The 22,936-nt window shown below is 63.1% G+C and carries 26 protein-coding genes; 13 read left to right on the top strand and 13 right to left on the bottom strand.

What is annotated here, in order from left to right; genetic code table 11:
* Position 1 precedes the first annotated feature (1 nt).
* Together HH213_RS10560 and HH213_RS10555 are read left to right on the top strand one after the other, a co-directional pair.
* On the top strand, positions 2–901 hold the full coding sequence (locus tag HH213_RS10560) for an N-acetylglucosamine kinase (RefSeq protein ID WP_169115096.1): 900 nt from the start codon (positions 2–4) through the stop codon (positions 899–901).
* Between the two features lie 20 nt (positions 902–921).
* Entirely contained in the window at positions 922–1,761 is an 840-nt protein-coding gene (locus tag HH213_RS10555) for an N-acetylmuramoyl-L-alanine amidase (protein ID WP_169112216.1), read from the top strand.
* Between the two features lie 2 nt (positions 1,762–1,763).
* Here HH213_RS10555 and ampC read toward each other — a convergent pair whose 3' ends face one another.
* The 5 genes from ampC to HH213_RS10530 all read right to left on the bottom strand — a co-directional run bounded on the left by ampC (position 1,764) and on the right by HH213_RS10530 (position 8,537).
* Positions 1,764–2,888: a class C beta-lactamase gene (ampC, locus tag HH213_RS10550; RefSeq protein WP_169115095.1), complete on the bottom strand. Its 1,125-nt coding sequence runs from the start codon at positions 2,886–2,888 to the stop codon at positions 1,764–1,766.
* Between the two features lie 43 nt (positions 2,889–2,931).
* The gene (blaOXA, locus tag HH213_RS10545) at positions 2,932–4,680 is read right to left on the bottom strand and encodes a class D beta-lactamase (RefSeq protein WP_229263387.1); all 1,749 of its coding nucleotides are present in this window, start codon (positions 4,678–4,680) and stop codon (positions 2,932–2,934) included.
* 141 nt (positions 4,681–4,821) lie between these two features.
* Positions 4,822–5,799, bottom strand: coding sequence for an aldo/keto reductase (locus tag HH213_RS10540; RefSeq protein ID WP_169112214.1), 978 nt, complete (start codon positions 5,797–5,799; stop codon positions 4,822–4,824).
* Between the two features lie 13 nt (positions 5,800–5,812).
* Complete coding sequence (gene dacB, locus HH213_RS10535; protein WP_229263386.1) at positions 5,813–7,315, bottom strand: D-alanyl-D-alanine carboxypeptidase/D-alanyl-D-alanine endopeptidase; 1,503 nt, start codon at positions 7,313–7,315, stop codon at positions 5,813–5,815.
* Entirely contained in the window at positions 7,299–8,537 is a 1,239-nt protein-coding gene (locus tag HH213_RS10530) for a spore maturation protein (RefSeq protein WP_169112213.1), read from the bottom strand. Before HH213_RS10530 ends, dacB begins: the two co-directional genes overlap by 17 nt.
* A gap of 98 nt (positions 8,538–8,635) precedes the next feature.
* Between HH213_RS10530 and HH213_RS10525 the strand changes: the two genes are divergently transcribed.
* From HH213_RS10525 to HH213_RS10495, 7 genes are all read left to right on the top strand, one after another.
* Positions 8,636–10,288: an ABC transporter substrate-binding protein gene (locus tag HH213_RS10525; RefSeq protein WP_229263385.1), complete on the top strand. Its 1,653-nt coding sequence runs from the start codon at positions 8,636–8,638 to the stop codon at positions 10,286–10,288.
* A gap of 20 nt (positions 10,289–10,308) precedes the next feature.
* Positions 10,309–11,223: a YihY/virulence factor BrkB family protein gene (locus tag HH213_RS10520; RefSeq protein ID WP_169112211.1), complete on the top strand. Its 915-nt coding sequence runs from the start codon at positions 10,309–10,311 to the stop codon at positions 11,221–11,223.
* A gap of 386 nt (positions 11,224–11,609) precedes the next feature.
* Entirely contained in the window at positions 11,610–11,864 is a 255-nt protein-coding gene (locus HH213_RS10515) for a hypothetical protein (protein WP_169112210.1), read from the top strand.
* Positions 11,865–11,919: 55 nt separating this feature from the next.
* Positions 11,920–12,384 carry an arsenate reductase ArsC gene (locus HH213_RS10510; protein ID WP_169112209.1) on the top strand — a complete coding sequence of 155 codons (465 nt, stop codon included), beginning with the start codon at positions 11,920–11,922 and terminating at the stop codon, positions 12,382–12,384.
* Positions 12,378–13,664, top strand: coding sequence for an arsenic transporter (locus HH213_RS10505; RefSeq protein ID WP_169112208.1), 1,287 nt, complete (start codon positions 12,378–12,380; stop codon positions 13,662–13,664). The genes HH213_RS10510 and HH213_RS10505 overlap by 7 nt, the downstream gene beginning before the upstream one ends.
* Positions 13,661–14,578, top strand: a complete 918-nt coding sequence (gene lepB, locus HH213_RS10500) for a signal peptidase I (RefSeq protein WP_169112207.1) — start codon at positions 13,661–13,663, stop codon at positions 14,576–14,578. The genes HH213_RS10505 and lepB overlap by 4 nt, the downstream gene beginning before the upstream one ends.
* A 10-nt stretch (positions 14,579–14,588) precedes the next feature.
* Positions 14,589–15,164 (top strand): flavin reductase family protein, encoded by a 576-nt coding sequence (locus HH213_RS10495; RefSeq protein ID WP_110845916.1) that lies wholly within the window; start codon positions 14,589–14,591, stop codon positions 15,162–15,164.
* On the opposite strand, the gene HH213_RS10490 is transcribed toward HH213_RS10495, so the two are convergent.
* From HH213_RS10490 to HH213_RS30450, 6 genes are all read right to left on the bottom strand, one after another.
* Positions 15,161–16,288 (bottom strand): acyl-CoA dehydrogenase family protein, encoded by a 1,128-nt coding sequence (locus HH213_RS10490; protein WP_169112206.1) that lies wholly within the window; start codon positions 16,286–16,288, stop codon positions 15,161–15,163. The two genes, HH213_RS10495 and HH213_RS10490, sit on opposite strands and share 4 nt — an antisense overlap.
* Before the next feature lie 83 nt (positions 16,289–16,371).
* The gene (locus tag HH213_RS10485; RefSeq protein ID WP_161043087.1) at positions 16,372–17,046 is read right to left on the bottom strand and encodes an SDR family oxidoreductase; all 675 of its coding nucleotides are present in this window, start codon (positions 17,044–17,046) and stop codon (positions 16,372–16,374) included.
* Positions 17,047–18,246 (bottom strand): acetyl-CoA C-acyltransferase, encoded by a 1,200-nt coding sequence (locus HH213_RS10480; RefSeq protein WP_169112205.1) that lies wholly within the window; start codon positions 18,244–18,246, stop codon positions 17,047–17,049.
* Between the two features lie 13 nt (positions 18,247–18,259).
* Positions 18,260–19,444: an isovaleryl-CoA dehydrogenase gene (locus HH213_RS10475; RefSeq protein ID WP_110845912.1), complete on the bottom strand. Its 1,185-nt coding sequence runs from the start codon at positions 19,442–19,444 to the stop codon at positions 18,260–18,262.
* A 77-nt stretch (positions 19,445–19,521) separates the two neighbouring features.
* A complete protein-coding gene (locus tag HH213_RS10470) occupies positions 19,522–19,911 on the bottom strand; it encodes a MerR family transcriptional regulator (protein ID WP_110845911.1) in 390 nt (129 codons plus the stop codon).
* Positions 19,912–19,938: 27 nt separating this feature from the next.
* On the bottom strand, positions 19,939–20,064 hold the full coding sequence (locus tag HH213_RS30450; protein ID WP_255458372.1) for a hypothetical protein: 126 nt from the start codon (positions 20,062–20,064) through the stop codon (positions 19,939–19,941).
* A 154-nt stretch (positions 20,065–20,218) separates the two neighbouring features.
* Here HH213_RS30450 and HH213_RS10465 point away from each other — a divergent pair, with 154 nt between their 5' ends.
* Together HH213_RS10465 and HH213_RS10460 are read left to right on the top strand one after the other, a co-directional pair.
* Positions 20,219–20,626 (top strand): hypothetical protein, encoded by a 408-nt coding sequence (locus HH213_RS10465; RefSeq protein ID WP_110845910.1) that lies wholly within the window; start codon positions 20,219–20,221, stop codon positions 20,624–20,626.
* Positions 20,627–20,844: 218 nt separating this feature from the next.
* Positions 20,845–21,015: a hypothetical protein gene (locus HH213_RS10460; protein WP_169112204.1), complete on the top strand. Its 171-nt coding sequence runs from the start codon at positions 20,845–20,847 to the stop codon at positions 21,013–21,015.
* Between the two features lie 24 nt (positions 21,016–21,039).
* On the opposite strand, the gene HH213_RS10455 is transcribed toward HH213_RS10460, so the two are convergent.
* Together HH213_RS10455 and grxD are read right to left on the bottom strand one after the other, a co-directional pair.
* Complete coding sequence (locus tag HH213_RS10455) at positions 21,040–21,639, bottom strand: UbiX family flavin prenyltransferase (protein ID WP_110845909.1); 600 nt, start codon at positions 21,637–21,639, stop codon at positions 21,040–21,042.
* The gene (gene grxD, locus HH213_RS10450) at positions 21,632–21,943 is read right to left on the bottom strand and encodes a Grx4 family monothiol glutaredoxin (protein ID WP_110845908.1); all 312 of its coding nucleotides are present in this window, start codon (positions 21,941–21,943) and stop codon (positions 21,632–21,634) included. The genes HH213_RS10455 and grxD overlap by 8 nt, the downstream gene beginning before the upstream one ends.
* 128 nt (positions 21,944–22,071) lie before the next feature.
* Between grxD and HH213_RS10445 the strand changes: the two genes are divergently transcribed.
* Entirely contained in the window at positions 22,072–22,392 is a 321-nt protein-coding gene (locus tag HH213_RS10445; protein WP_169112203.1) for a PadR family transcriptional regulator, read from the top strand.
* A gap of 15 nt (positions 22,393–22,407) precedes the next feature.
* Positions 22,408–22,923, top strand: a complete 516-nt coding sequence (locus HH213_RS10440) for a DUF2812 domain-containing protein (protein ID WP_110845906.1) — start codon at positions 22,408–22,410, stop codon at positions 22,921–22,923.
* Positions 22,924–22,936 lie beyond the last annotated feature (13 nt).

The following is a 22,936-nucleotide window of genomic DNA, read 5'->3' as shown; positions in this document are numbered from 1 at the left end:
GATGAGCGATCTCGGTCTGGGCATCGATGCCGGTGGCACGCAAACCCGTTGGGCCATGGCCGATAAGGCGGGGGTGATTGTGGCCGAGGGCAGTGTCGGCGGCATGTCGGCCACGCAGATGAACAGCACCGCCGGCCGCGATGCGGTGCGCGGCATCTTCGCCATGCTGGCGACGCAGGTGCGGGCCGCTGGCCAGCCGCTGCGCGCGTGCGCCGGCCTGACCGGCTTTGACGGCGCCAGCACGCAGGTAACGCACTTGCTGGCGGAGGCGCTGCAGATCGCGCCGGCCGCCATCAGCATGCGCAATGACGTGGAGATCGCGTATCTGGACAGCTTTGCGCCGGGCGAGGGCTATCTGGTGTACGCCGGCACCGGTTCCATCGCCGCATGGATCGATGTTGATGGCCAGTTCCACCGCGCCGGTGGACGCGGCGTGACGCTGGATGACGGCGGCGGCGGATTCTGGATCGCGCGCGAGGCCATGCGGCATATCTGGCGGCTGGAGGACGAGCAGCCGGGCGTGTGGCAGCAGTCGGCCATGGCGCGCGCGGTGTTCGGCCAAATCGGCGGCAGCGACTGGACCTTGTCGCGCCGGTTCATCTACGGCCAGGATCGCGGCGCCATCGGCAGCCTGGCGCTGGCCGTTGCCGCCAGCGCGGATGCCGATCCGGTGGCGCGGACGATTCTGGAAAACGCCGGCCGCGAACTGGCGCGCATTGCGCTGGCGCTGGTGGGCCGCTACGGCGCGCGTCCGATCACGCTGGGCGGACGGGCGGCGCAGCTGCATCCGCTGATCGCGCAAAGCATGCGCGCCGCGCTGCCAGCTACCTTGTCGCTGACGCAGCGTCACACGCTGGCGCACCACGCTGCGGCGCGGATTGCTCTACACTCCCCTGATTGAATCGATAGCCGAGAGACGCCATGAAGACAGTTCCCCTGCTTGCCCTGACTGCGCTGGTCGCCGGTTGCGCCACGGTACCGCCGCCCGGACCTCGGCTGGACCACACGCTGACAGCGCGCGCGCAGAGCGACCGTATCAAGTACATCATCGTGCACTACACGGTGAGCGACACGCCGCGTTCGATCAAGACGCTGACCACCGCCGACGTCAGCGCGCACTATCTGCTGACCGACACCGAGCCGCCGTTCTTCTACACGCTGGTGGATGAATCGCGCCAGGCCAACCACGCGGGCTACAGCAGCTGGAAGATCTACAACCAGCTCAATTCCGCCTCGATCGGCATCGAGATTGTCAATCCGGGCTTCAAGGAGACGCCGGAGGGCCGCGTGTACGCACCGTTCAAGCAGTCACAGATCGATCAGCTGATTTTGCTGTTGAAGGACATCGTCCAGCGCCACAACATCGCGCCGGGGAATATCCTCGGCCACAACGATATCGCGCCGCAGCGCAAGCAGGACCCGGGACCGCTGTTCCCGTGGAAGCAGCTGGCCGATGCCGGCCTGATTCCGTGGCCGGAAGCCAGCCGCGTGGCGGCGCGCCTGCCCGGCTTCCAGCAGCAGTTGCCGGAAGTGGCCTGGTTCCAGCGCAAGCTGGCCGACCATGGCTACGCCGTGCCGCAGACCGGCGAACTGGATCAGGCCACGCGCAACGTCATCTCGGTATTCCAGACCAAATACCGCCCGGCGCTGTACGACGGCACGCCCGATGCGGAAACCGCCGCCATCCTCGATGTGCTGACCAGTCCTGTGCCTACCTTGCCTGCGCCGGCCGCCGCGCCGGCAGCGGATGGCGGTCAATAGCGTCAGTCCTTGAGCGCGTTCATGATCGCGTAAGCGGCCTTGACGCGGTCGGCGATCGGGTAGTTCTTGTTCGCCAAAATGACGATGCCGATTTTCTTCGCCGGCACAAAGGCGACATAGGCGCCGAAGCCGTTGGTGGCGCCGGTCTTGTTGTACCAGACGTTGTCGGATGGCGGCTTGGGCGGCGTCAGCAGCGTGACCCGATTGGCTTCGCGGCTCATCTTGCTGGAGTTCCCGTCCTGTAGGGTATCCAGCGACACCGGCATCGCATACCGTTCCCAGCCCAGGCCCTGCACCATGCCGCCGACGCGGTAGTAGCCGACGTGCGTGCCTTCGATGGCACTGCGCAGCGTGGCGTCAAGCTGACTCGGATCGATATTCGCCTGCACGTAGCGGATCAGGTCCGAGGTGCTGGAGCGCACGCCGTAAGTCTGGCCCGAGAACAGTTCCTGTCCCATGCGGACTGGCTTGTTGTCCTGGTTGTAGCCCCAGGCGTAATTGGTCATCGCGCTGTCCGGCATGCGCAGGTAGGTATGGGTCATGCCCAGCTTGGGCAGGATCTGCTTTTCCAGCACGTCGGCCGGATTGGCTTTGAGCGACAGGCCGGCCAGGTGGCCGAACATGCCAAGGCTGGGATTCGAGTACACGCGCATCTGACCCGCCGCGGCGCTCGGCTTGAAGTGGCCGAAGTAGGCCAGCATGCCTTGCTCATCATCCGTCACCGCATCCGGGAACTGCAGCGGCAGGCCGCCGGCGGTGTAGGTGCCGAAGTTGAGTACCGTCGCCTTGTCGAGTGGCGTGCCTTTCAGCCTGGGCACGTAGCGGCTGGGATGATCGTCCAGCGACAGCTTGCCCTGCACCAGCGCATACGACGCCATGGTGGCGGTGAAGGTCTTGCTGACCGAGCCCAGTTCAAACAGTGTGTGTTCGCTGACCGGCGCGCCGCTCTCCTTCGACGCCACGCCGTAGCTGAAGAAAGCCGGCTTGCCGTCGATGGTGACGGCGACGGCGATGCCCGCCACGTCGTGCTCTTTCATGATCGGTTTGATGGCCTGATCGACGATGGTTTGCAGGTCGGCGGCGCCGGCGACGGGTATGCAGCAGCCTGCTGCGATGGCAAATGCCATGCGGCTCAGTGTAGACAAGATGTCTCCTTGGGTGGGTGGTGGGTTAAAGCGTGTCGAGTTGGGTGGCGACGTTGCGCAGGAAGGCGTCGCGGATGCGCGGGCCTGCGAAGACGTCCTGTCGGTGGTCCAGCGTCATGTTGGCAAAGACGATGGTGCGGTTGCCCTTGGTGGCCCAGCCGACATACCAGCCGTATTGGCGGTCGTCGTCGCTGTTGATCAGAGGCGGCGAGCCGGTGCCGGTTTTGCCGTAGATGGTCCAGCCGTTGGCCAGCGTCTGCGGATGCAGGATACGGGTGGTCATGTCGTAGGCTTTGGCGGAAATCGGCAGCTGACGGTTGACGATCTTGCGCAGGAAGGCCACCTGCTCGTCCGGCGAAATCGCCAGCGAGGATTCCACCCACGACTGGGTCAGGCCATTGTGCTTGCCGGCGTCGCCGGAGAGGTCCTGGTTGCCGTAGCCAAAGCTGCGGACGTAGCGTTGCAGCTTGTCTTCTCCCAACCGTGTGGTGACCTGCTGCGCGTACCACAGGTTGGAGTATTTGATCCAGCTGGAGGGATCGGTGTCGATGCGCCAGTCGGCGTGGTCCCAGGTTTGGTACCTTGGCTGGTACTTGATGACTGGCGTGTGCTCGTCGGTCAGGATACCGCTGTCGTAGCCCATCAGCGCGACCACGATGTTGAAGGTGGATGCCGGCGTGGCGCGTTCGCCGCATTGGCCGTCGCGGCGTAGCGACTGGCCAGTGGCCGCGTCCACCAGCGCGGTGCAGGACAGCAGATTGGCGCTTTGCGACGCCAGCGATGGTTGCAGCGCCAGGCTGGTCGCCAGCACGGCGGCCAGCGCGGCCAGCGTGGCGATGCGGGTCCATGGTCCGCGCAGCGCTTTGGCGGGCGTGCGGATCAGGGCGATGCGGTCGGCCAGCGTGTCCGGCGTGACGTGGCCGAAGGCGAGTGCGGTGGCAATCGGCGTTTGCTGGAGTTTGAGTTGCGTGATCAGCGCCGCCGCGTAGGCTTTGCGTTGTGCTTGCGGACGGCCTTGCAGCACGTCGCGGTCGCAGCCCAATTCCTGTGCCCACGACAGCTGGTTGCGTAGCAGGCGCATGAAGGGATTAAACCAGAGCAGCGTTTGCAGCACGATGCCGGCGCTGGCCCATTGCAGGTCGTGGCGGCGCCAGTGCGTCAGTTCGTGTTCGACGATCATTTGGCGCTGGTCTTCGTCAAAGCCGCGCAGGTGCAACGGCAGCAGCAGGCGTGGGCGCAGCAGGCCGAAGAGCATCGGCGAGATCGGGGCGTCGATTTCGATGGTGTGAACCGGCGCGGCGTTGGTGCGGATGCCGGCGGAGGCCAGCGCATCCAGCGTGCGGCGGGTACGCAGTAGTTGAATCAGCGTGTAGCCTAGCCCCAGTGCGTACAGCAGCAGCCAGCCTTGGGTGGCGTAGGCGAGGAGGGTTTGCGGTGTGATGGTGGCCGGCGCGTCTTTGACGGCGGTGGCGGGTGCGGTGATGCCGGCGTCGGCGCGCGTGGCTGGCAATGGCGTGGCGTAGTTTTCGATATCGATCGGAGGCAGCATGCGCAGGCGTTCGCTTTGCGGCAGCAGGATCAGCAGGAAGGCCGCGAGGACGGTGCACTGGCCCAGCAGCCACACGGAACGCTGCGCAGCGATGGCGGGCAGCCAGCGGCGGCACAAGCTCGTCACCGCCCACACGCCGAGACCGGCGGCCACGCAGCCGGCGCTGGCCAGCGCAAAGCGCAGGGCTAGCGGCTCCAAGCCGGGAAAGATAGCGAAGATAGACACGAGCGACTCCATGTGCGACTGTTGCCATCATTATGCGACAGTTGTCGCAATGAGGTCAAGCGGCATCGCCAACTGCGCTCTGCCGCCCGCCGCGCCGCTCGCCCGCGCTGCAGCGGAAGGGGCGGCGGGTGGTCTGGTGTTTTAACGGTCGACGGTGGCCATGCGCTCATCGCTGTAGCGCAGGCCGGCGATGTGTTTCAGCGCGCCTTCCAGCGTGGCGATTTCAGCGGCGCTGAGCACCACGTCGGCGGCGGCGGCGTTCTGCTCCAGGTTGGCGCGACGGCGCGTGCCCGGAATCGGCACGATATCGTCACCCTGTTGCAGCACCCAGGCCAGCGCCACCTGGCCCGGCGCCAGACCGCGCGCGGCGGCCAGTTCGCGCACCGTCTGCGCCGCCTGCATGTTGGCGTCAAAGTTTGCGCCCTGCATGCGTGGGTCCTGATTGCGGAAATCGGTTGCCGGATACTCTTCCGCGCGCTTGGCGGTACCGGCCAGGAAGCCGCGTCCCAGCGGACTGAACGGCACTAGGCCGATGCCCAGCTCGCGCAGCACCGGGATGATGTCGGCCTCCAGATTGCGCTCCCACAGCGAATACTCGCTCTGCAGCGCGCTGATCGGATGCACCGCATGGGCACGGCGGATATTCGCCACGCCGGCCTCGGAGAGGCCCAGGTAGCGCACCTTGCCCTCCTTCACCAGCTCCCCCATGACGCCGACCACATCCTCGATCGGCACCTTGGGATCGATGCGGTGCTGGTACAGCAAATCGATGTAATCGGTGCCCAGCCGGCGCAGCGAACCTTCAACCGCCACGCGGATGTGCGCCGGATCGCTGGTGACCGCATTACGCACCCCCTCGCGGATATCGAAGCCGAACTTGGTCGCCAGGATCACCTCGCTGCGCCGGCCTTGGAAGGCGCGGCCCAGCAGCTCCTCATTGTGATACGGCCCGTACACCTCGGCCGTATCGAAGAAATTAATCCCCAGTTCAATCGCCCTGTGCAGTGTGGCGATCGACTCGCCCTCATCCGCCGCCCCATACACATTGCTCATGCCCATGCAGCCCAGCCCCTCGGCCGAGACGGTTAATCCTTGCTTACCTAACTGACGTTGTTTCATGCAGTGCTCCTGATTAATTGCCGGAACGGGCCACCCAGTCAACCAGCTCGTCCAGCACGGCGCGGCCGGCGCCGTTGGCGACGTGGGCGTCGTTGAGGATGGCGACCACGATGCAGGGCTGGTTGTTGGCGTCCTGCACGTAGCCGGCGATGGCGATCATGCCGGTCAGGCTACCAGTTTTCAGGCGCGCGCGCTGCGCGGCCGGGCTGTCCTTCAGACGTCGGCGCATGGTGCCGTCGGTGGCGGCCACCGGCAGGCTGGCGAGAAATTCCGGCATCCACAGGCTTTTCAGGCCAGCTTGCAGCAGGGCGGCCAGCTGCGCCGGCGTGGCGCGTTCGCTGCGCGACAGGCCGGAGCCGTTGTCGAGGATCAGGCCGTTGCCGTCGATGTTGTGCTGCTGCAGCCAGGCGCGGATGGCGGTCTCGGCGCGCATCGGGGTGCTGGCGCCGCTGGCGTCCGGTGGCAGCGGTTTGCTGCCCAGTTGCGGATCGGCTTCCAGGCTGCCCAGGCTGAGGAAGATGGTGCGGGCCAATGTGTTGTCGGATTGTTTGTTGGTGTCGCGGACGATTTCGGGCAGCGCGCGGGAGACGTGCTCGGCCAGCAGGCGGGTGGCGATCGCCGGCGCGGACGCAGCATCGGCCGGTGCTGCCGGGATGGCTGCCTCGCGCACTTCACCGCTGAGTGAGCCGCCCAGCTTGCTCCATTCGGCCAGCAGCAGCCGTGCCAGGAAGTCCTGGCTGTCCAGCACGTTGATGTTGGTGGATTTGGTGCAGTCTTTCGGGAAGCTGCCGTGCAGCACCACTTCGATGCGGTCGCCTTTGCGCGAATAGTCCGGCGTGCGCCAGCCGTTTTCCCAGCTCCCGCAGGCGGCATCGGTCAGTTTCATCTCCGAGCGGATGCTGACTTTGTCCATCTCCGGCAACATCACCAGCGACAGTTTGTTGCCGGTGGAGCGCATTTCCACTTTCAACAGGTTGGTGTTGATCAGCGCCGCGTTGGGAATGACGTTGTAGTAGGCCCATGGATATTCATCAAACGGCGGCTGCCCCGCATCCGGCCGCGACGGCGTGAACAGCAGGCGGTCGACGATGATGTCGCCCTTGATGCGTCGGATGCCCTGGTTGCGCAGCGCTTGCAGCATGTGGCCCAGCACGTCTTCGTTAAAGTCGGCATCGGCGCCGCCGCGCAGGATCAGGTCGCCTTGCAGGACACCGTTGACGACGTCGGCGCTGCTGCGCAATTCGGTGCGGCCGCGGAATACCGGTCCCAGCTGCTCCAGCGCCGTCAGCGTGGTGAACAGCTTCATGGTGGAACCCGGCTGCATGCTTTGCTGCGGGTTGTGCGACACCAGCACGGTATCGCCGCGCAGGACGATGATGCCGGCCGCTTCGGGCGGAATATTTGACGACTGCATCAGCCGCGCCACCGGCTCCGGCAGGTCGGCAGCGTGGACAGAGCCGGCCGCGATCAACGCGGCAACCAGCAGACGTCGTAACAACTTAGTGGAAGAAGACATAGGAAATCGCAATCGCAGCAAGCACGCCGGCGAAATCGGCGATCAGGCCGCAGGAGATCGCATAGCGCGTCTTGCGGATGCCGACCGAGCCGAAATACAGCGCGACGATGTAGAAAGTGGTGTCAGCCGAGCCCTGGAACACGCAGGCCAGGCGGCCGACAAAGGAATCGACGCCATAAGTTTGCATGGTGTCGATCATCATGGCCTTGGCCGCGCTGCCGCTCAGCGGCTTCATCAGCGCGGTCGGCAGCGCCGAGACGAAATCGGTGTTGACGCCCAGGTGGCTGAACAGCCAGCTGAAGCCCTGCACCACAAAGCCCAGCAGACCGGCGTTGCGGATCACGCTGATCGCCACCAGCATGCCGACCAGATACGGAATCACGGTCAGCGAGGTCTGGATGCCGCCCTTGGCGCCTTCGATAAACGCCTCGTAGACGTTGACCTTCTTGCGCAGCGCGCCGATGATGAAGCCACCGATGACGGCCATCAGCACGAAGTTGCTGAAGACTTTGGAGAAGGTTTCAATCTCCGGCTTGGTCAAGTAGTTGGTGAAGTACCAGACCAGCCCGACGATGAAGGCGGTGATGCCGCCCAGCCAGCCCACCACCACGCGGTTGAACAGGTTGATGCGCTGGCGGATGGAAACGGCGATGATGCCGGTCATGGTCGCCACATAGGTCGCCACCATGCAGGGGATAAAGATGTCGGACGGATCGGCCGCGCCAAGGATCGAGCGCTGCGCCATGATGGCCAGCGGTATCAGGGTCAGGCCCGAGGTGTGCAGAACCAGGAACATGATTTGCGCATCAGTCGGCTCGTCCTTGTTGGGGTTGAGCGTCTGCAGGCTTTCCATCGCCTTCAGGCCGAACGGGGTGGCGGCATTGTCCAGGCCCAGCAGGTTGGCCGAGAAGTTCATCACCATGTGGCCGGTGGCCGGGTGGCTGGACGGCACGCCGGGGAAAATGCGCGAAAAGAACGGCGCGATCAGTTTGGCCAGCAGGTCGATGGCGCCGGCTTTCTCGCCGATGTTCATGATGCCCAGCCACAGCGTCATCACGCCGGCCAGCGGCAGGGCGATATCCATCACGCCGGTGCGGGCCGAGTCGAAGGTGCCGTCGATGATGCGCTTGAAGATTTCCGTGTCGCCCAGGAACAGGAACTGCGCCAACGCGGCCAGAAATCCCACCAGGAAGAAGCCAGACCAGATGTAGTTGAGCGACATTTTTCGTGTATGCAGTGGGCAATTTGCAAAGTATAGCGGGTAAGCAAGCGCAAAAAGTTATAAGCTGCCGCTTTACCGTGCGAGGAATCATGGGAAGGATGCTGAAAACTTGTGCAGCCGCCGTGCTGGCGTTGGCCGTCACGGTCGCTGGCCATGCCGAGCCCGCGCCGAAAGTGCTGCACGCCTTCCTCAGCACCGGCGAGACCGCGCTCGACCCCGCCGTCGCCTCCGACATCGCCAGCCTCAGCCTGCTGGAAAATCTGTTCGACCCGCTGCTGCGCTACGACTACCTGGCCCGCCCGGTCAAACTGATCCCCAACTCCGCCGCCGCCATGCCGGTGTTGAGCGACGGCGGCAAAACCTACACCTTCCGCCTGCGCCAGGACGTCTATTTCACGCCGGATGCCGCTTTCCACGGCGCGCACCGGCAGGCCACCGCCGACGACTACGTCTACAGCCTCAAGCGCCTGTACGACCCGGCGCTGAAATCGCCGTGGCTGTATTTGTTCGACGGCGTGGCCGGCATCGAGGCGGTTGACAAGTTCACTCTGCGCATCCGCCTGAAGGCGCCCGATCCCAACTTCCTGTTCTACCTGGCGATGCCGGCCACATCCGTGGTGGCGCACGAAGTGGTGCAGGCTTACGGCGCGCAAGCTGGCAACCATCCCGTCGGCACCGGCCCGTTCAAGATCGGCACCTGGAAGCGCAGCGACCAGATCGTGCTGCTGGCCAACCGCGACTTTCGTCCGACCGAATTTCAAGGCCAGCGCTTGCCCATCCTCGACCGCATCGACATCAAGATCGTCGAGGAATACCAGTCGCGCGTGCTGGGCTTTCTGAATGGCGAATTTGATTTCCTGGAGCAGGTCCCGGAGTCGATGAAGGAAATGGTGCTGACCGCCGACAACCAGTTGCAGCCCGAACTGGTCCGCAAAGGCATCGTGCTGGCGCCGTTTCCGGTGTTGCAAACCTATTACATGTGGATGAACATGGACGATCCGCTGATTGGCGGCTACAGTAAGGACAAGGTGGCGTTGCGACGCGCCATCGCGCTCGGCTACAACAGCACCGAAGACATCGCGCAGATGAAAAAAGGCCTGGCGCTGCCGGCCGTGACGCCGCTGCCGCCCAACGTGCTGGGCAACGATCCCAACTATCGCAGCCCGGTCGCCTATGATCCGGCGCTGGCCAATGCGCTGCTGGACCGCTACGGCTACCGCAAGGGCAAGAATGGCTATCGTACCCAGCCGGACGGCAAGCCGCTGACGCTGGTGATGCACAGCGAAGCCTCCACCGTCGGCCGCCTGCGTGACGAGCTGTGGCGCAAGAACCTCAACGCCATCGGCCTCAACGTCACCTTCAAGAGCGACAAGAAGACGGAAATCATCAAGGCTTCGCGCCTTGGTTCGGTGATGATGTTTGAAACCAACTGGGTCGCCGACTTCCCCGATGGCGATAATTTCTACCAGCTGCTGTATGGTCCCAACGCCGGCCGCGCCAACTATGCCCGCTTCAACCTGCCAGCCTACAATCAGCGCTACGAGCAAGCCCGCTTGATGGGTGAATCGCCGCAGCGCACCGCGCTGTATGATGAGCTGGCGCAACTCATCCACGCCTACACGCCGTGGGTGTTGCTGACGCATCCCATCTCCGCCGATCTGCAACAGCCGTGGCTGAAAAATTACCGTCGCCATCCGGTGGAGTTCACCAACTGGCGCTATCTGGACGTAGCCGCACATACCGCGCACTGAGCGGTGCCTACAATGACAAGATGAACTTACTCAACCGCCGGGCGCTGGCCTATGTTGCCGGTCATCCCATGGATTTCACGGTGCAATGCCTAAAAGGCTTCCGCGCCAACCAAGGCCTGCTGCTGGCGGGCGCGGTGGCGTATTACTCACTGCTGTCGATACTGCCGCTGCTGATGCTGGCGGTGGTGGCGCTGTCGCACATCATTGCGCAGGACGAATTGCTGGCGGCCGTCGGGCGATATCTGAACTGGCTGGTGCCGGGGCAGGCCCAGCCGATCGTGGCCGAGGTGGCGCATTTCCTGGAACATCGCGACCTGGTCGGTGGTGTGCTGGTGATCACCATGTTGTTCTTCAGTTCGCTGGCCTTCACGGTGCTGGAAAACGCCATGTGCGTGATCTTCAAGCACCGGGTGGCCATTCGGCGCCGGCATTTCCTGATTTCGGCGGTGATGCCCTATTGCTACATCCTGTCGCTGGGCATCGGCTTGTTGCTGGTCACGCTGGTGGCCGGCAGCCTGCAGGTGATGGGCGAGGAAAGCGTGCGACTGTTTGGCTATAGCTGGTCGCTGAACGGCGTGTCGGGCGTGCTGCTGTATATGCTGGGTTTGGCCGGCGAGGTCCTCGTGCTGTCGTCGATTTATCTGGTGATGCCGGTCGGACGGCTGTCGCTGTCGCATGCGCTGATCGGCGGCGTGACGGCGGCGCTGCTGTGGGAAATCGCCCGCCGCATCCTGGTGTGGTATTTCTCCACGTTGTCGCAGGTGAACGTGGTGTATGGCTCGATGACCACCGCCATCATCGTCATGTTCAGCCTGGAGATCGGCGCCACCTTGCTGTTGTTCGGCGCGCAGGTGATTTCCGAGTTTGAACGGGCCGGCCGCGAAGCGGCGCAACAGACGCCCGCACCGCTGGTCACCGAAACGGTTTCAAAATAAATTTGTGCGGCGCACAAAAACTGTGGTACACTTTGTTTGTGGTTGAGGTTTGCCTGGCAAACAGTCCCACATCCGGCCGATGCGCCGCGCCCAGAGTTGTGTAAGTTCGATGGCGCAGGTGACGCAGACGCTGGAGTTGTAGTCCCGAAGACATTAGTCGATTTACACGTTAGGGGCACCACGCAGATAGCATGGGCGCCTGAGACGCCGACTCACTTGGCAGATAGCCCTGGAGACCGGTACGATTGAAGCATAGGTAATACATTGGAACGAAGCCTGCAGCGATGTGGGCTTTTTTTTCGTCCGCATTTTTGTTCGTCCTTTGCGTTCGCCCAAACGCGCCAGGCAGCGTCGGCCTATTCTGGAGTGCTGATGGGAGGAGCACGATGGAATTCGCTTTTACGCTCAGATACCGGCTGGCCACCCAGGATCACGATTACGACGACTTGTCGGCGCAACTGGCCGCCGGCGGCTGCGAGGATGCGCTGCTGAGCTTCAACCGTGCCGGCAACCTGGTGCTGGACTTCCGCCGTCCGGCCGACAGCGCCGCCGCCGCCCTCTCCAACGCGATTGCCGACGTGCAGCGCGCACTTCCGGCCTCCGAACTGATCGACATCCGCTCCGGCTTTACGTCCAATTGATTTTGCGGGCTATTCCGATATCATTTGGCTGTCCCAACTGTCGCTGCGGCGCTTCATGCAAACCATACTTTTCCTGTGTACCGGTAATTCCTGCCGCTCGCTGTTGAGCGAGGCCGTCTTCAATCACCTGGCTCCCGAAGGCTGGCGGGCGCTGAGCGCCGGCAGCCAGCCGACCGGTCAGCTGAATCCACGCGCGGTGGCGCTGTTGCAGCGTAAAGGCATCTCCACCGAAGGCTATTACAGCAAATCGTGGGATGCGCTGCCGGTGACGCCGGACGTGGTGATCACCGTGTGCGGCAGCGCGGCCGGCGAGACTTGCCCGGCGTATCTGGGCCCGGTGCTGCGCGCGCACTGGGGCGTGGCAGATCCGAGCCATTTGGTGGGCAGCGACGAAGAAATCGAGGCGGCCTTCGAGGAGACTTACCGCATCCTCCGCGTGCGCATTGAGGCGTTTCTGGCCGCGCCGACCTTATCGCAAGCAGCGCTGGACCGCATCGGCACGCTCGGTGCCGCATGCTGAGCGCCATCCTGATTTTCGTCGCCACGCTGGTGCTGGTGATCTGGCAACCGCGCGGGTTGGGCATCGGCTGGAGCGCGTCGCTGGGCGCATTGGTGGCGCTGCTGGCGGGCGTGATTCACGTCAGCGATATTCCGGTGGTGTGGCACATCATCTGGAACGCCACCGCCACCTTTGTAGCCATCATCATCACCAGCCTGTTGCTGGACAAGGCAGGCTTTTTCGAATGGGCCGCGCTGCACGTGGCGCGCTGGGGCGGCGGCAGCGGCAAGCGGCTGTTCGTCATGCTGGTGCTGCTGGGCGCTGCGGTATCGGGACTGTTTGCCAATGACGGCGCGGCGCTGATCCTGACGCCGATCGTGATCGCCATCCTGCTGGAGCTGCGCTTCTCGGCCAAGGCCACGCTGGCGTTTGTGATGGCGGCCGGCTTCATCGCCGACACGGCCAGCCTGCCGCTGGTGGTGTCGAACCTGGTCAACATCGTCTCGGCCGATTACTTCCACATCAGCTTCGCGCGTTATGCGGCGGTGATGGTGCCGGTGAACTTCGTCGCGGTGGCGGCCACGCTGGCGGCGTTGATGTGGTTCTTCCGCCGCGATATCCCGGCCGATTACGATGTGAAGCAGATCAAGGACCCCGCGCTGGCAATCCACGACCGCGCCACCTTCATCGCCGGCTGGTGGGTATTGGGCCTGCTGCTGATTGGCTTCTTCGTGATCGAGCCGATGGGCGTGCCGATCAGCGTAGTGGCGGCGGTGGGATCGGCGGTGCTGCTGGTGGTGGCGTCGCGCGGCCATCGCATCTCCACGCGCGAGGTGCTGCTGCATGCGCCGTGGCAGATCGTGATCTTCTCGCTGGGGATGTACCTGGTGGTGTACGGCATGCGCAACGCCGGGCTCACGGCTTACCTGACCACGGCGCTGAACTGGTGCGGCCAGTATGGCGTGTGGGGCGCGGCGCTGGGCACCGGCTTCCTGACGGCCATTTTGTCATCTATTATGAATAACCTGCCGACGGTGCTGATCGGCGCCTTGTCGGTGGACGCGTCATCGGCGCAGGGCGTGGTGCGCGAGGCGATGATTTATGCGAACGTGATCGGCAGCGATCTCGGTCCGAAGATCACACCGATCGGCAGCCTGGCCACGCTGCTTTGGCTGCACGTGCTGGCCAACAAAGGCACGCGCATCACGTGGGGCTACTACTTCCGCGTCGGCGCGTGTCTGACCTTGCCGGTGTTGTTTGTCACCCTGGCGGCATTGGCCGTCCGTCTGGAGATGTTTTGAAACCTAAAAAGTGGATTGCCGTTGTCCTGAGTATCCTGGCCGCGCCACTGGCGTTCCTGTATGTCGGCGCGCCGCGCTGGGCGTTGCTCAGTTTTGTGGCGGGGCTGGTGGTGGGCATCGCCGGCTTCCTGGTGCCCGGCCATCAGTCGCCGCTGCTGTTCGGCCTGATTTCGGTGGCGTTGACGGTGTTGTGGATCTGGCGCGCCTACCGCTTTGCCGTCGAGCGCACATTTGATGAACAGCGGCCATGGCATTCGCGCTGGTATGGGCTGGTTGGCGTGGCGGTGGCGGCATCCATCGTCATGGTGTCGCTGCGCGTATTTTTGTATGAGCCGTTCAAGATCCCTTCCTCGGCGATGATTCCCGCGCTGCCGGTCGGCGCCAATGTGATGGTGCAGAAGTGGGGCTTCGGCTACTACGGCAGCATGGGACACCGGCTCGGTCATGGCGCGATTTTGGCGCCGCTGGAGCGTGGCGATATCCTGGTATTCGATTTCCCGGTCGATCCGAGCCAGTCCTACATCAAGCGCGTGGTTGGTCTGCCCGGCGACAAAATCGTCTACCGCGACAAGCATGTGCTGGTGAATGGCGTAGATGGTCGCGGCCAGGAACTGAAGGATTATCTGGACGACGAGCGGCTGATGTACCTGAAGCGCTATCGCGAAAAATTCGGCCAGCAAGAGCATGACATTCTTTTGCGTGAGCAGGCGCCGGCGCGAGTACCGCGCGGCGACCTGGCGCTGCCGAAAGAATGCACGGACGATGGCGAGACGCTGAGCTGCACGGTGCCGGCAGCGAGCTATTTCGTCATGGGCGATAATCGGGATAACAGTATGGACAGTCGTTTCTGGGGCTTTGTACCTGCCAGTGCGGTGATTGGCAAGGTGGTGTACGTCGCTATGCCGCGCAATTAAGGAGTAGGGATTGGATCAGCATATCAAGCCGGTGGAGCTGGCGAAGGCATATCGTTTATTGAATCACGGGCCGACGGTGCTGGTGTCGGCCAGCCATGGAGGGGTGGAGAATGTGATGTCGGCGGCGTGGTCGTGCGCGCTGGATTTTGCGCCGCCCAAGGTGACCGTGGTGCTGGACAAGGCCACCGCCACGCGACCGCTGGTGGAGCAGAGTGGCTACTTCGTGCTGCAGGTGCCGAACATGGCGCAGCTGCAGCTGACCTACGATGTCGGCCACACCAGCGCCGTGGATACGCCGGACAAGCTGGCAAAGGCCGGCGTGCAGCTGTTCAAGGTGGAAGGTTATGATGTGCCGCTGGTGGTGGGTTCGTCGGCGTGGTTGATCTGCAAAGTGCTGCCGGAGCCGCGCAATGAGCAGGTCTACGATCTGTTCATCGGCGAAGTGGTGGCCGCGTATGCGGACGACCGCGTGTTCCAGAACGGCCACTGGGCTTTCGAAAACGCCGATCCGCAGTGGCGCAGCCTGCACTACATCGCCGGCGGCAATTTCTACGCCATCGGCGAAGCGGTGGTCGCCAAGACCTAGAGCGCGCGGGCGATCAGGATTTTCTGGATGTCGCTGGTGCCTTCGTAGATCTGGCATACGCGGGCGTCGCGGTAGATGCGTTCTACCGGGAAGTCGCTGACGTAGCCGTAGCCGCCGTGGATCTGGATGGCGTCGGAGCACACCTTCTCCGCCATTTCGGAGGCGAACAGCTTGGCCATGGCGGCTTCCTTCAGGCATGGCAGGCCGGCGTCTTTCATCGACGCGGCGTGCAGGATCAGCTGCCGCGCGGCTTCGATCTGCATCGCCATCTCCGCCAGTTTGAATTGCACCGACTGGTGCTCGAAAATCGGCTTGCCGAAGCTTTCGCGTTCCCGCGCGTAGCGCAGCGCGGCCTCGTAGGCGGAACGCGCCATGCCGACCGATTGCGAGGCGATGCCGATGCGGCCGCCCTCCAGTCCCGACAAGGCAATCTTGTAGCCCTGGCCTTCTTCGCCGATCAGGTTCTCGGCCGGGATGCGGCAGTGTTCAAACACGATTTGCGCGGTGTCGGACGAGTGCTGGCCCATCTTCTGCTCGATGCCGGCAACGATGTACCCCGGCGTGGAGGTCGGCACCCAGAAGGCGCTGATGCCTTTCTTGCCGGCGTTCTTGTCGGTGACGGCCATGACGATGGCGACGTCGGCGTGCTTGCCGCTGGTGATGAACTGTTTTACGCCGTTCAGCACATAGTGGTCGCCGTCGCGCGTGGCGGTGGTGCGCAGGGCGGCGGCGTCACTGCCGGTGTGCGGTTCGGTGAGGCAGAAGGCGCCGAGCATGTCGCCTTGCGCCAGGGGCCGCAGCCACTGTTCCTTTTGCTGCGCGTTGGCGTACATCATGCCGATGCTGCATACCGGGCAGTTGTTGACGGAGATGATCGTGGAGGTGCCGCCATCACCGGCGGCGATTTCTTCTAGCACCAGGGCCAGCGACACGTAATCCATGCCGGCGCCGCCCAGTTCTTCCGGCACCGCGACGCCGAAGGCGCCCAGCGCCGCCAGCTCTTTCAATTCTTCCTTGGGGAAGTGGTGCTCCTTGTCCCAGCGGGCGGCGTTGGGGGCGAGACGGTCCTGCGCGAAGGTGCGCAGGGCGTCACGGATCATTTCATGTTCCTGGCTCAGTATCATTGCGTGTCTCGTTTATAGTTGCCCCGCAAATCCGTCGCAGGGTCTGACCCCTTGGGGTCAGACCCTATGTGGCTGTGCGGGGTTTACCAGCCGATTTCCGTGCCGTCGTAGCTGCGGTAGACGGCGACTTCGGAGGCGGCCAACCCGGCCAGCGTGGCGCGGATGCCGCTGGCGCTTTGTTCTACCGTGATGTCGGCACCGGCGCCGCCCATGTCGGTCTGCACCCAGCCCGGATGGAAGGCTACACAAGTCGCGCCCTGCTTGCCGAACACCAGCGCGGTGTCGATCAACACCGAATTCAGCGCGGCCTTGCTGGCGCGGTACAGCGAGCCTGACGGCGAGGTGCGCTCGCTCAGCGATCCCATACGCGACGACAGCACCGCCAGCTTGCCGTCGCCACGCGACGCGCACACCAGCGGCGCCAGCACCGGCAGCAAGCGCATCGCCGCCAGCACGTTGGTGTGCATCACCGCGTCAAAGTCCGCCTGCGCCGGAAAACCGTCGTGACGCGGGCCGTACACGCCCGCGTTCAGAATAGCGACATCCAGTTCTTCGCCATCGAGCTTCCAGCCGATGCCCGCCACCGCTTCCAGATTGGTCACATCCAGCTTGTGCGGCTCGGCGCCCAGCGCGGCCAGCGCGTCGCAGTCTTCCTGCTTGCGCGCGGTGGCGATCACGCGCCAGCCATCGTTGCGGTATTGCTTGACCAGTTCCAGCCCGATGCCGCGCGAGGCGCCGATAATCAGTGCAGTCGCCATTTACACCAGCTCCACGGCCATCGCAGTCGCTTCGCCGCCGCCGATGCACAGTGCCGCCACGCCCTTTTTGCCGCCGGTGCGTTTCAAGGCGCCCAGCAGCGTGACGATGATGCGCGCGCCGGAAGCGCCGATCGGGTGGCCCAGCGCGCAGGCGCCGCCGTGGATGTTGACCTTGTCGTGCGGGATAGCCAGATCGTGCATCGCCGCCATCGGCACGGCGGCGAAGGCTTCGTTAATCTCGAACAGGTCGACGTCCTTGGTGCTCCAGCCGATTTTCTTGTACAGTTTTTCGATGGCGCCGATCGGTGCGGTGGTGAACCAGTTCGGTTCCTGCGCAAAGGTGGCGTGGCCGTGAATGCGGGCGATCGGCGACAGGCCCAGTTCCTTGGCTTTCGATTCGCGCATCATCACCAGCGCTGCGGCGCCGTCGTTGATCGACGACGACGAGGCGGCGGTAATGGTGCCGTCTTTCTTGAAGGCGGCGCGCAGTGTCGGGATCTTTTCCACTTTGGCTTTCAGCGGACCTTCGTCTTTGTCGATGACGGTGTCGCCGGCGCGCGAGGTCACGGTGACCGGCGCGATTTCCCACTTGAAATAGCCTTCGCTGGTGGCGACCTGCGCGCGCTTCACCGATTCGATGGCGAAGTTGTCCTGCGCCTCGCGCGTGAATGCGTACTTGGCCGAGCAGTCTTCGGCAAAGGTGCCCATCGAGCGGCCTTCGCCGGTTTTCTCGTTGCGCGAGTAGGCGTCTTCCAGGCCGTCGTACATCATGTGATCGAACAGCATGCCGTGGCCGATGCGGTAGCCGCCGCGCGCCTTCGGCACCAGGTACGGCGCGTTGGTCATCGACTCCATGCCGCCGGCGATCACGACGTCGGCGCTGCCGGCGATCAGCTGGTCGTGCGCGAAGATCGCGGCCTGCATGGCCGAACCGCACATTTTGGACAGCGTGACGGCGCCGGTGGACGTCGGCAGGCCGGCTTTCAACAGCGCCTGGCGTGCCGGCGCCTGGCCCTGGCCCGCCATCAGGCAGTTGCCGAAGTAGACGTGCTCCACCAGCTTGCCGTCGATGCCGGAGCGTTCGACGGCGGCCTGGATGGCGACGGCGCCGAGGTCGTGTGCGGCCTTGGCCGAGAAGTCGCCCTGGAAGGCGCCCATGGGGGTGCGGGCTGCGCCCACGATGACGATAGGATCATGCATGTTCAAATCTCCATTAACGGGTTTCGGCGAACAGTTCGCGGCCGATCAGCATGCGGCGGATCTCGCTGGTGCCGGCGCCGATTTCATACAGCTTGGCGTCGCGCCACAGGCGGCCGACCGGATATTCGTTGATGTAGCCATTGCCGCCCAGCGTTTGAATCGCTTCGCCGGCCATCCAGGTCGCCTTCTCGGCGCTGTACAGGATGGCGCCGGCGGCGTCCTTGCGCAGGTTGCGGATCTGTTCCGGCGAGGTGGCGCGGTCGCAGGCCTGGCCGACGGCGTAGACATAAGCCTTGGACGCCATCATGGTCGAGTACATGTCGGCGATTTTGCCCTGCATCAGCTGGAACTCGCCGATCGGCTGGCCGAACTGCTTGCGGTCGTGGATGTAGGGCACCACCACGTCCATGCAGGCCTGCATGATGCCCAGCGGGCCGCCGGACAGCACGGTGCGCTCGAAGTCGAGGCCGGACATCAGCACGTTGACGCCCTTGCCCAGGCCGCCCAGCACGTTTTCGGCCGGCACTTCGCAATCCTCGAACACCAGCTCGCCGGTGTGGGAGCCGCGCATGCCCAGCTTGTCGAGCTTCTGCGCGATCGAGAAGCCCTTGAAGCCTTTTTCGATCAGGAAGGCGGTCATGCCTTTCGGGCCGGCTTCCAGGTCGTTCTTGGCGTAGACCACCAGCACGTCGGCGTCGGGGCCGTTGGTGATCCACATCTTGGTGCCGTTCAGCACCCAGCGGTCGCCCTTGAACTCGGCGCGCAGCTTCATGCTGACCACATCGGAACCGGCGTTCGGTTCGGACATGGCGAGCGCGCCGATGTATTCGCCGGAAATCAGCTTGGGCAGGTATTTCTGTTTTTGTTCTTCGGTGCCGTTGCGCTTGATCTGGTTGACGCACAGATTCGAGTGGGCGCCGTAGGACAGGCCGACCGAAGCCGAGGCGCGCGAGATTTCCTCCATCGCCACGATGTGGGCCAGATAGCCCATGTTGGCGCCGCCGTACTCTTCCGGTACGGTGATGCCGAGCACGCCCAGTTCGCCCATCTTGCGCCACAGGTCCATGGGGAACTGGTCGCTGCGGTCGATTTCGGCCGCGCGCGGGGCGATCTCGGCGGCGGCGAATTGCTGCACGGCCTCGCGCAGCGCGGCGATATCCTCGCCATGGTCAAAGGTCAGGCCTGGGAGATGGAGCATGTCTTCCTCTATTCTGTTTTGGGTCCGGAGCGGCCATGATACGCCGATGTGACGTTAACGTAAACGTCAAGCAGTGATCACGTCACGGCATGGGCTTCCAGCATGCGTTTGCATTCGTCTTCGTGCGCCTGAATCTCGGCCAGCGACATTTCGATGTCTTCGCGCTGCTGTTCCAGCGTTTCGCGGTGCTGCGCCAGCACGGTCAGGAAGCGGTGCATCTGCGCCGCCGAATCCTTGGGCGTCTCGTACATGTCGACCAGGCTCTTGATTTCCGCCAGCGACAGGCCGAGGCGCTTGCCGCGCAGAGTCAGCTTGAGGCGGGTGCGGTCGCGCGGCGTGTAGACGCGGTTGCGGCCGCCGGCGCCTTCACGCGACGGGCTCAACAGGCCCTGGTCTTCGTAAAAGCGGATTGCACGCGCAGTGATGTCGAATTCGCGCGCCAGTTCGGTAATGGTGTAGGTGGACATAGCTGGTCTAAGTGGTTTCCGTTTACGTCAACGGCAAAGTGATTGTAGCGCGAAAAACACCGTTCCCGCATCCAGCAGCGGACTCAGCGTGACCGCCAGCATGCGGAATGGTATCGTGCGACGTGAAAGGCAGCGCGGCAGGATGATATTCATCCGCGCTTCTGGACCGAATAAAATTCGCCTGGTTATTCCACTGACGTTGGTACTGGCAGAGGATGAAATGTTAATTATAAAATCCCATAAAGTCACAGTCGAGGCTGTTCTCGAAGAGACTGACTTTCATGAAGCAACGTGAAATAGTGTCAATATGAATTCCTCTAATGAACGCGAAAGCTTTAGCCAGCGACTCCAACAGGCTCTCAAGAACGCCCATTATTCGCCCGACAGCCCGACCCGGCTGGCGCGCGAATTCAATATTCGTTTCGATGGTCGACCGATTACCGTGCACGCCGCCCGCAAATGGCTGGTTGGCGAGGCTATTCCTACACAGGAGAAGCTGCGCATGATCGCCCAATGGCTGGGCGTGCCCGCCGAGTGGTTGCGCTTTGGCGGCCCGGAAGAAGGCGCACCGAACGGCGACAACGGTGCCAACCTGTCGCGCTTCGAGTCGGCCGACGTCAAGCTGATCGCCGATTTGCAGCGTCTGGACGAGCATCATCGCCAGATTGCGCGGGAATTTATCCGAATGCTGGTGCGTGTCAACTACCAAAAGTAGTTATTTTTACGTATTACTACGGAAATAGAGGAACCGGCGGGATGGCTGCCTGCTCCCCATGACCATGAAACCAGTTTCACAATCGACCGGTTTTTGTTCGGGCGTAGCAAAACGCTTTTTATTTTCGCTACGTTTGCGATTTGTCATGGTTGCGACACGGATTTAAGGCACAATAGGGCAGTACCTATTTTTTGGGGAGTCATGCTTTGAGCCGTCTTATGAAAAGCAACTACAGCAATGTCGCACAGCTGAAAGATTTAATGACCGCCCCACCGATGACCGCCGAACAGCATGCCGAAGTGATGCGCAAACGTATCGCCCATCGTCGCATGGTGGAAGAAGCGCGGGAATTGAAGCGTGCCAGCAGTTCGAACTACGATATTCGCTGAACCAGCGCGGAAGCGCTAACGCTCTTAGATGCCGCCGGCGGCCTGTCCCTTGAGACCGGCCCAGCGCGGCGCCAACGCATGTTCAATGCCGAATAAATCGATCACGCGGGCCACCGTGTGGTCGACCATCTCCTCAATGCTCTGCGGGTTGTGATAGAAGCTCGGCAGCGGCGGGAAGATGATGCCGCCCATTTCCGTGACCGCTGTCATGTTGCGCAAGTGCGCCAGATTGAACGGGGTCTCCCTTACCATCAACACCAGCCGACGGCGCTCCTTGAGCACGACGTCGGCCGCGCGCGCGATCAGGTTGTCGGACAGGCCATGGGCCACCGACGCCAGGGTTTTCATCGAGCAGGGCGCAATGATCATGCCGTCGCTCTGGAACGAGCCGCTGGCGATCGAGGCGCCGACGTCGCGCACCTTGTGCACCACATGGGCCAGGGATTCGACCTCGCGCCGCTGCAAGCCAGTTTCCTGGTGCAGCGTGAGGACGGCGGCTTCAGAGACGATCAGATGCGTCTCGATGCCGTCAAGATGTTGCAAATGCTGCAGCAGACGCACGCCATACACCGCACCGGTGGCGCCGGTGATGGCGATAACAATCCGCTGAGGCCGATCAGGCATCCAGCAGGGCCTTCAGCTCGCCCGACTCAAACATCTCGTTCATGATGTCCGAACCGCCGACGAACTCACCCTTCACGTACAGCTGAGGGATGGTTGGCCAGTTCGAGTAGTCCTTGATGCCCTGACGGACTTCCGGATCTTCCAGCACGTTGACGGTAGCAATGTTCTCGACGCCGCAGGCTTTCAGGATCTGGATGGCGCGGCCGGAGAAGCCGCATTGTGGGAACTGGGCGGTGCCCTTCATGAACAGCACCACCGGGGTGTTGGTCACGGTTTCTTTGATCCAGGTTTGTACGTCGCTCATAGCTGCCTCGGTGAATTAAATATCGGATGCCGACATTTTATAAGAAATGTGCCGCTGGCGTGTTGACGTCCAAAAAAATCTATGTATTATGTATATCGGGACTCGATATAGCGAAAGGCGATACAGAGATGGATATTAACTACAGTAAATACCTGCCCCTATCGGAAGCGACGTTTTACGTGATGCTGGCGCTGACCCAGCCGATGCACGGCTACGCCCTCATGCAGAAGGTGGACAGCATGAGCGCCGGCAGCGTCACGCTGGGGCCGGGCACCTTGTACGGGGTGTTCGGCACGCTGGAAAAACAGGCGCTGATCGTCAAGGTGGCGGAAGAGGAGCGGCGCAAGGTTTACGCGCTGACGGAACTGGGCAAGGTGGTGCTGGCGGAGCAGGTGCGCCGGCTGGAAATCATGCTGGGCAATGCGCGGGCGTTGCAGCACGCGGCTTAATTTTAAGGAGCAGTCATGGGCAAGCTGGTACGGAAATTCAAGATCTGGTACGTGTGGCAGGATGAAGAACATCAGCAGTGGCTGCAGGAGATGGCGGCGCAAGGCCTGCATCTGCGCAGCACCAACGTTTGCTGCGTCCACACGTTCGAGCGTGGCGCGCCGGCCGATGTGGCGTATCGCTGGGATGTGCGCTACTTCGGCCCGAAGGCTGAGTACAAGCAGCTGTTCCAGGATGCCGGCTGGGAGCTGGTGACCTCGACGGTGGGCTGGCATTGCTGGCGCAAGGCGCGCACGGCCGGCGCCAGCACCGAGATTTTCACCCAGCGCGCCGACAACGCCGCCAAATACCTGCGCGTGATCCGTCTGTTTGCGCTGGTTGTGGCGGCCGAGGCGCTGGCTTACTGGCTGATTCCGGCCCGGCAGGAATACGCTGAAGGCCTGGCGTGGGGTATGTTTGTCGGTACCGCCGTGGTCGGCTTGATCTCGCTGGCCAAGCTGTCCAAGCGCATGAAGGAGGTTCAGGGCGCCTGAGCGACGCCCTGAA

Origin of the sequence: Duganella dendranthematis (assembly GCF_012849375.1) — a bacterium.
Taxonomy (GTDB): Bacteria; Pseudomonadota; Gammaproteobacteria; order Burkholderiales; family Burkholderiaceae_D; genus Rugamonas; species Rugamonas dendranthematis.
The sequence above is the reverse complement of the archived record's forward strand: the minus strand, read 5'-3'. Positions and strand labels throughout refer to the sequence as shown.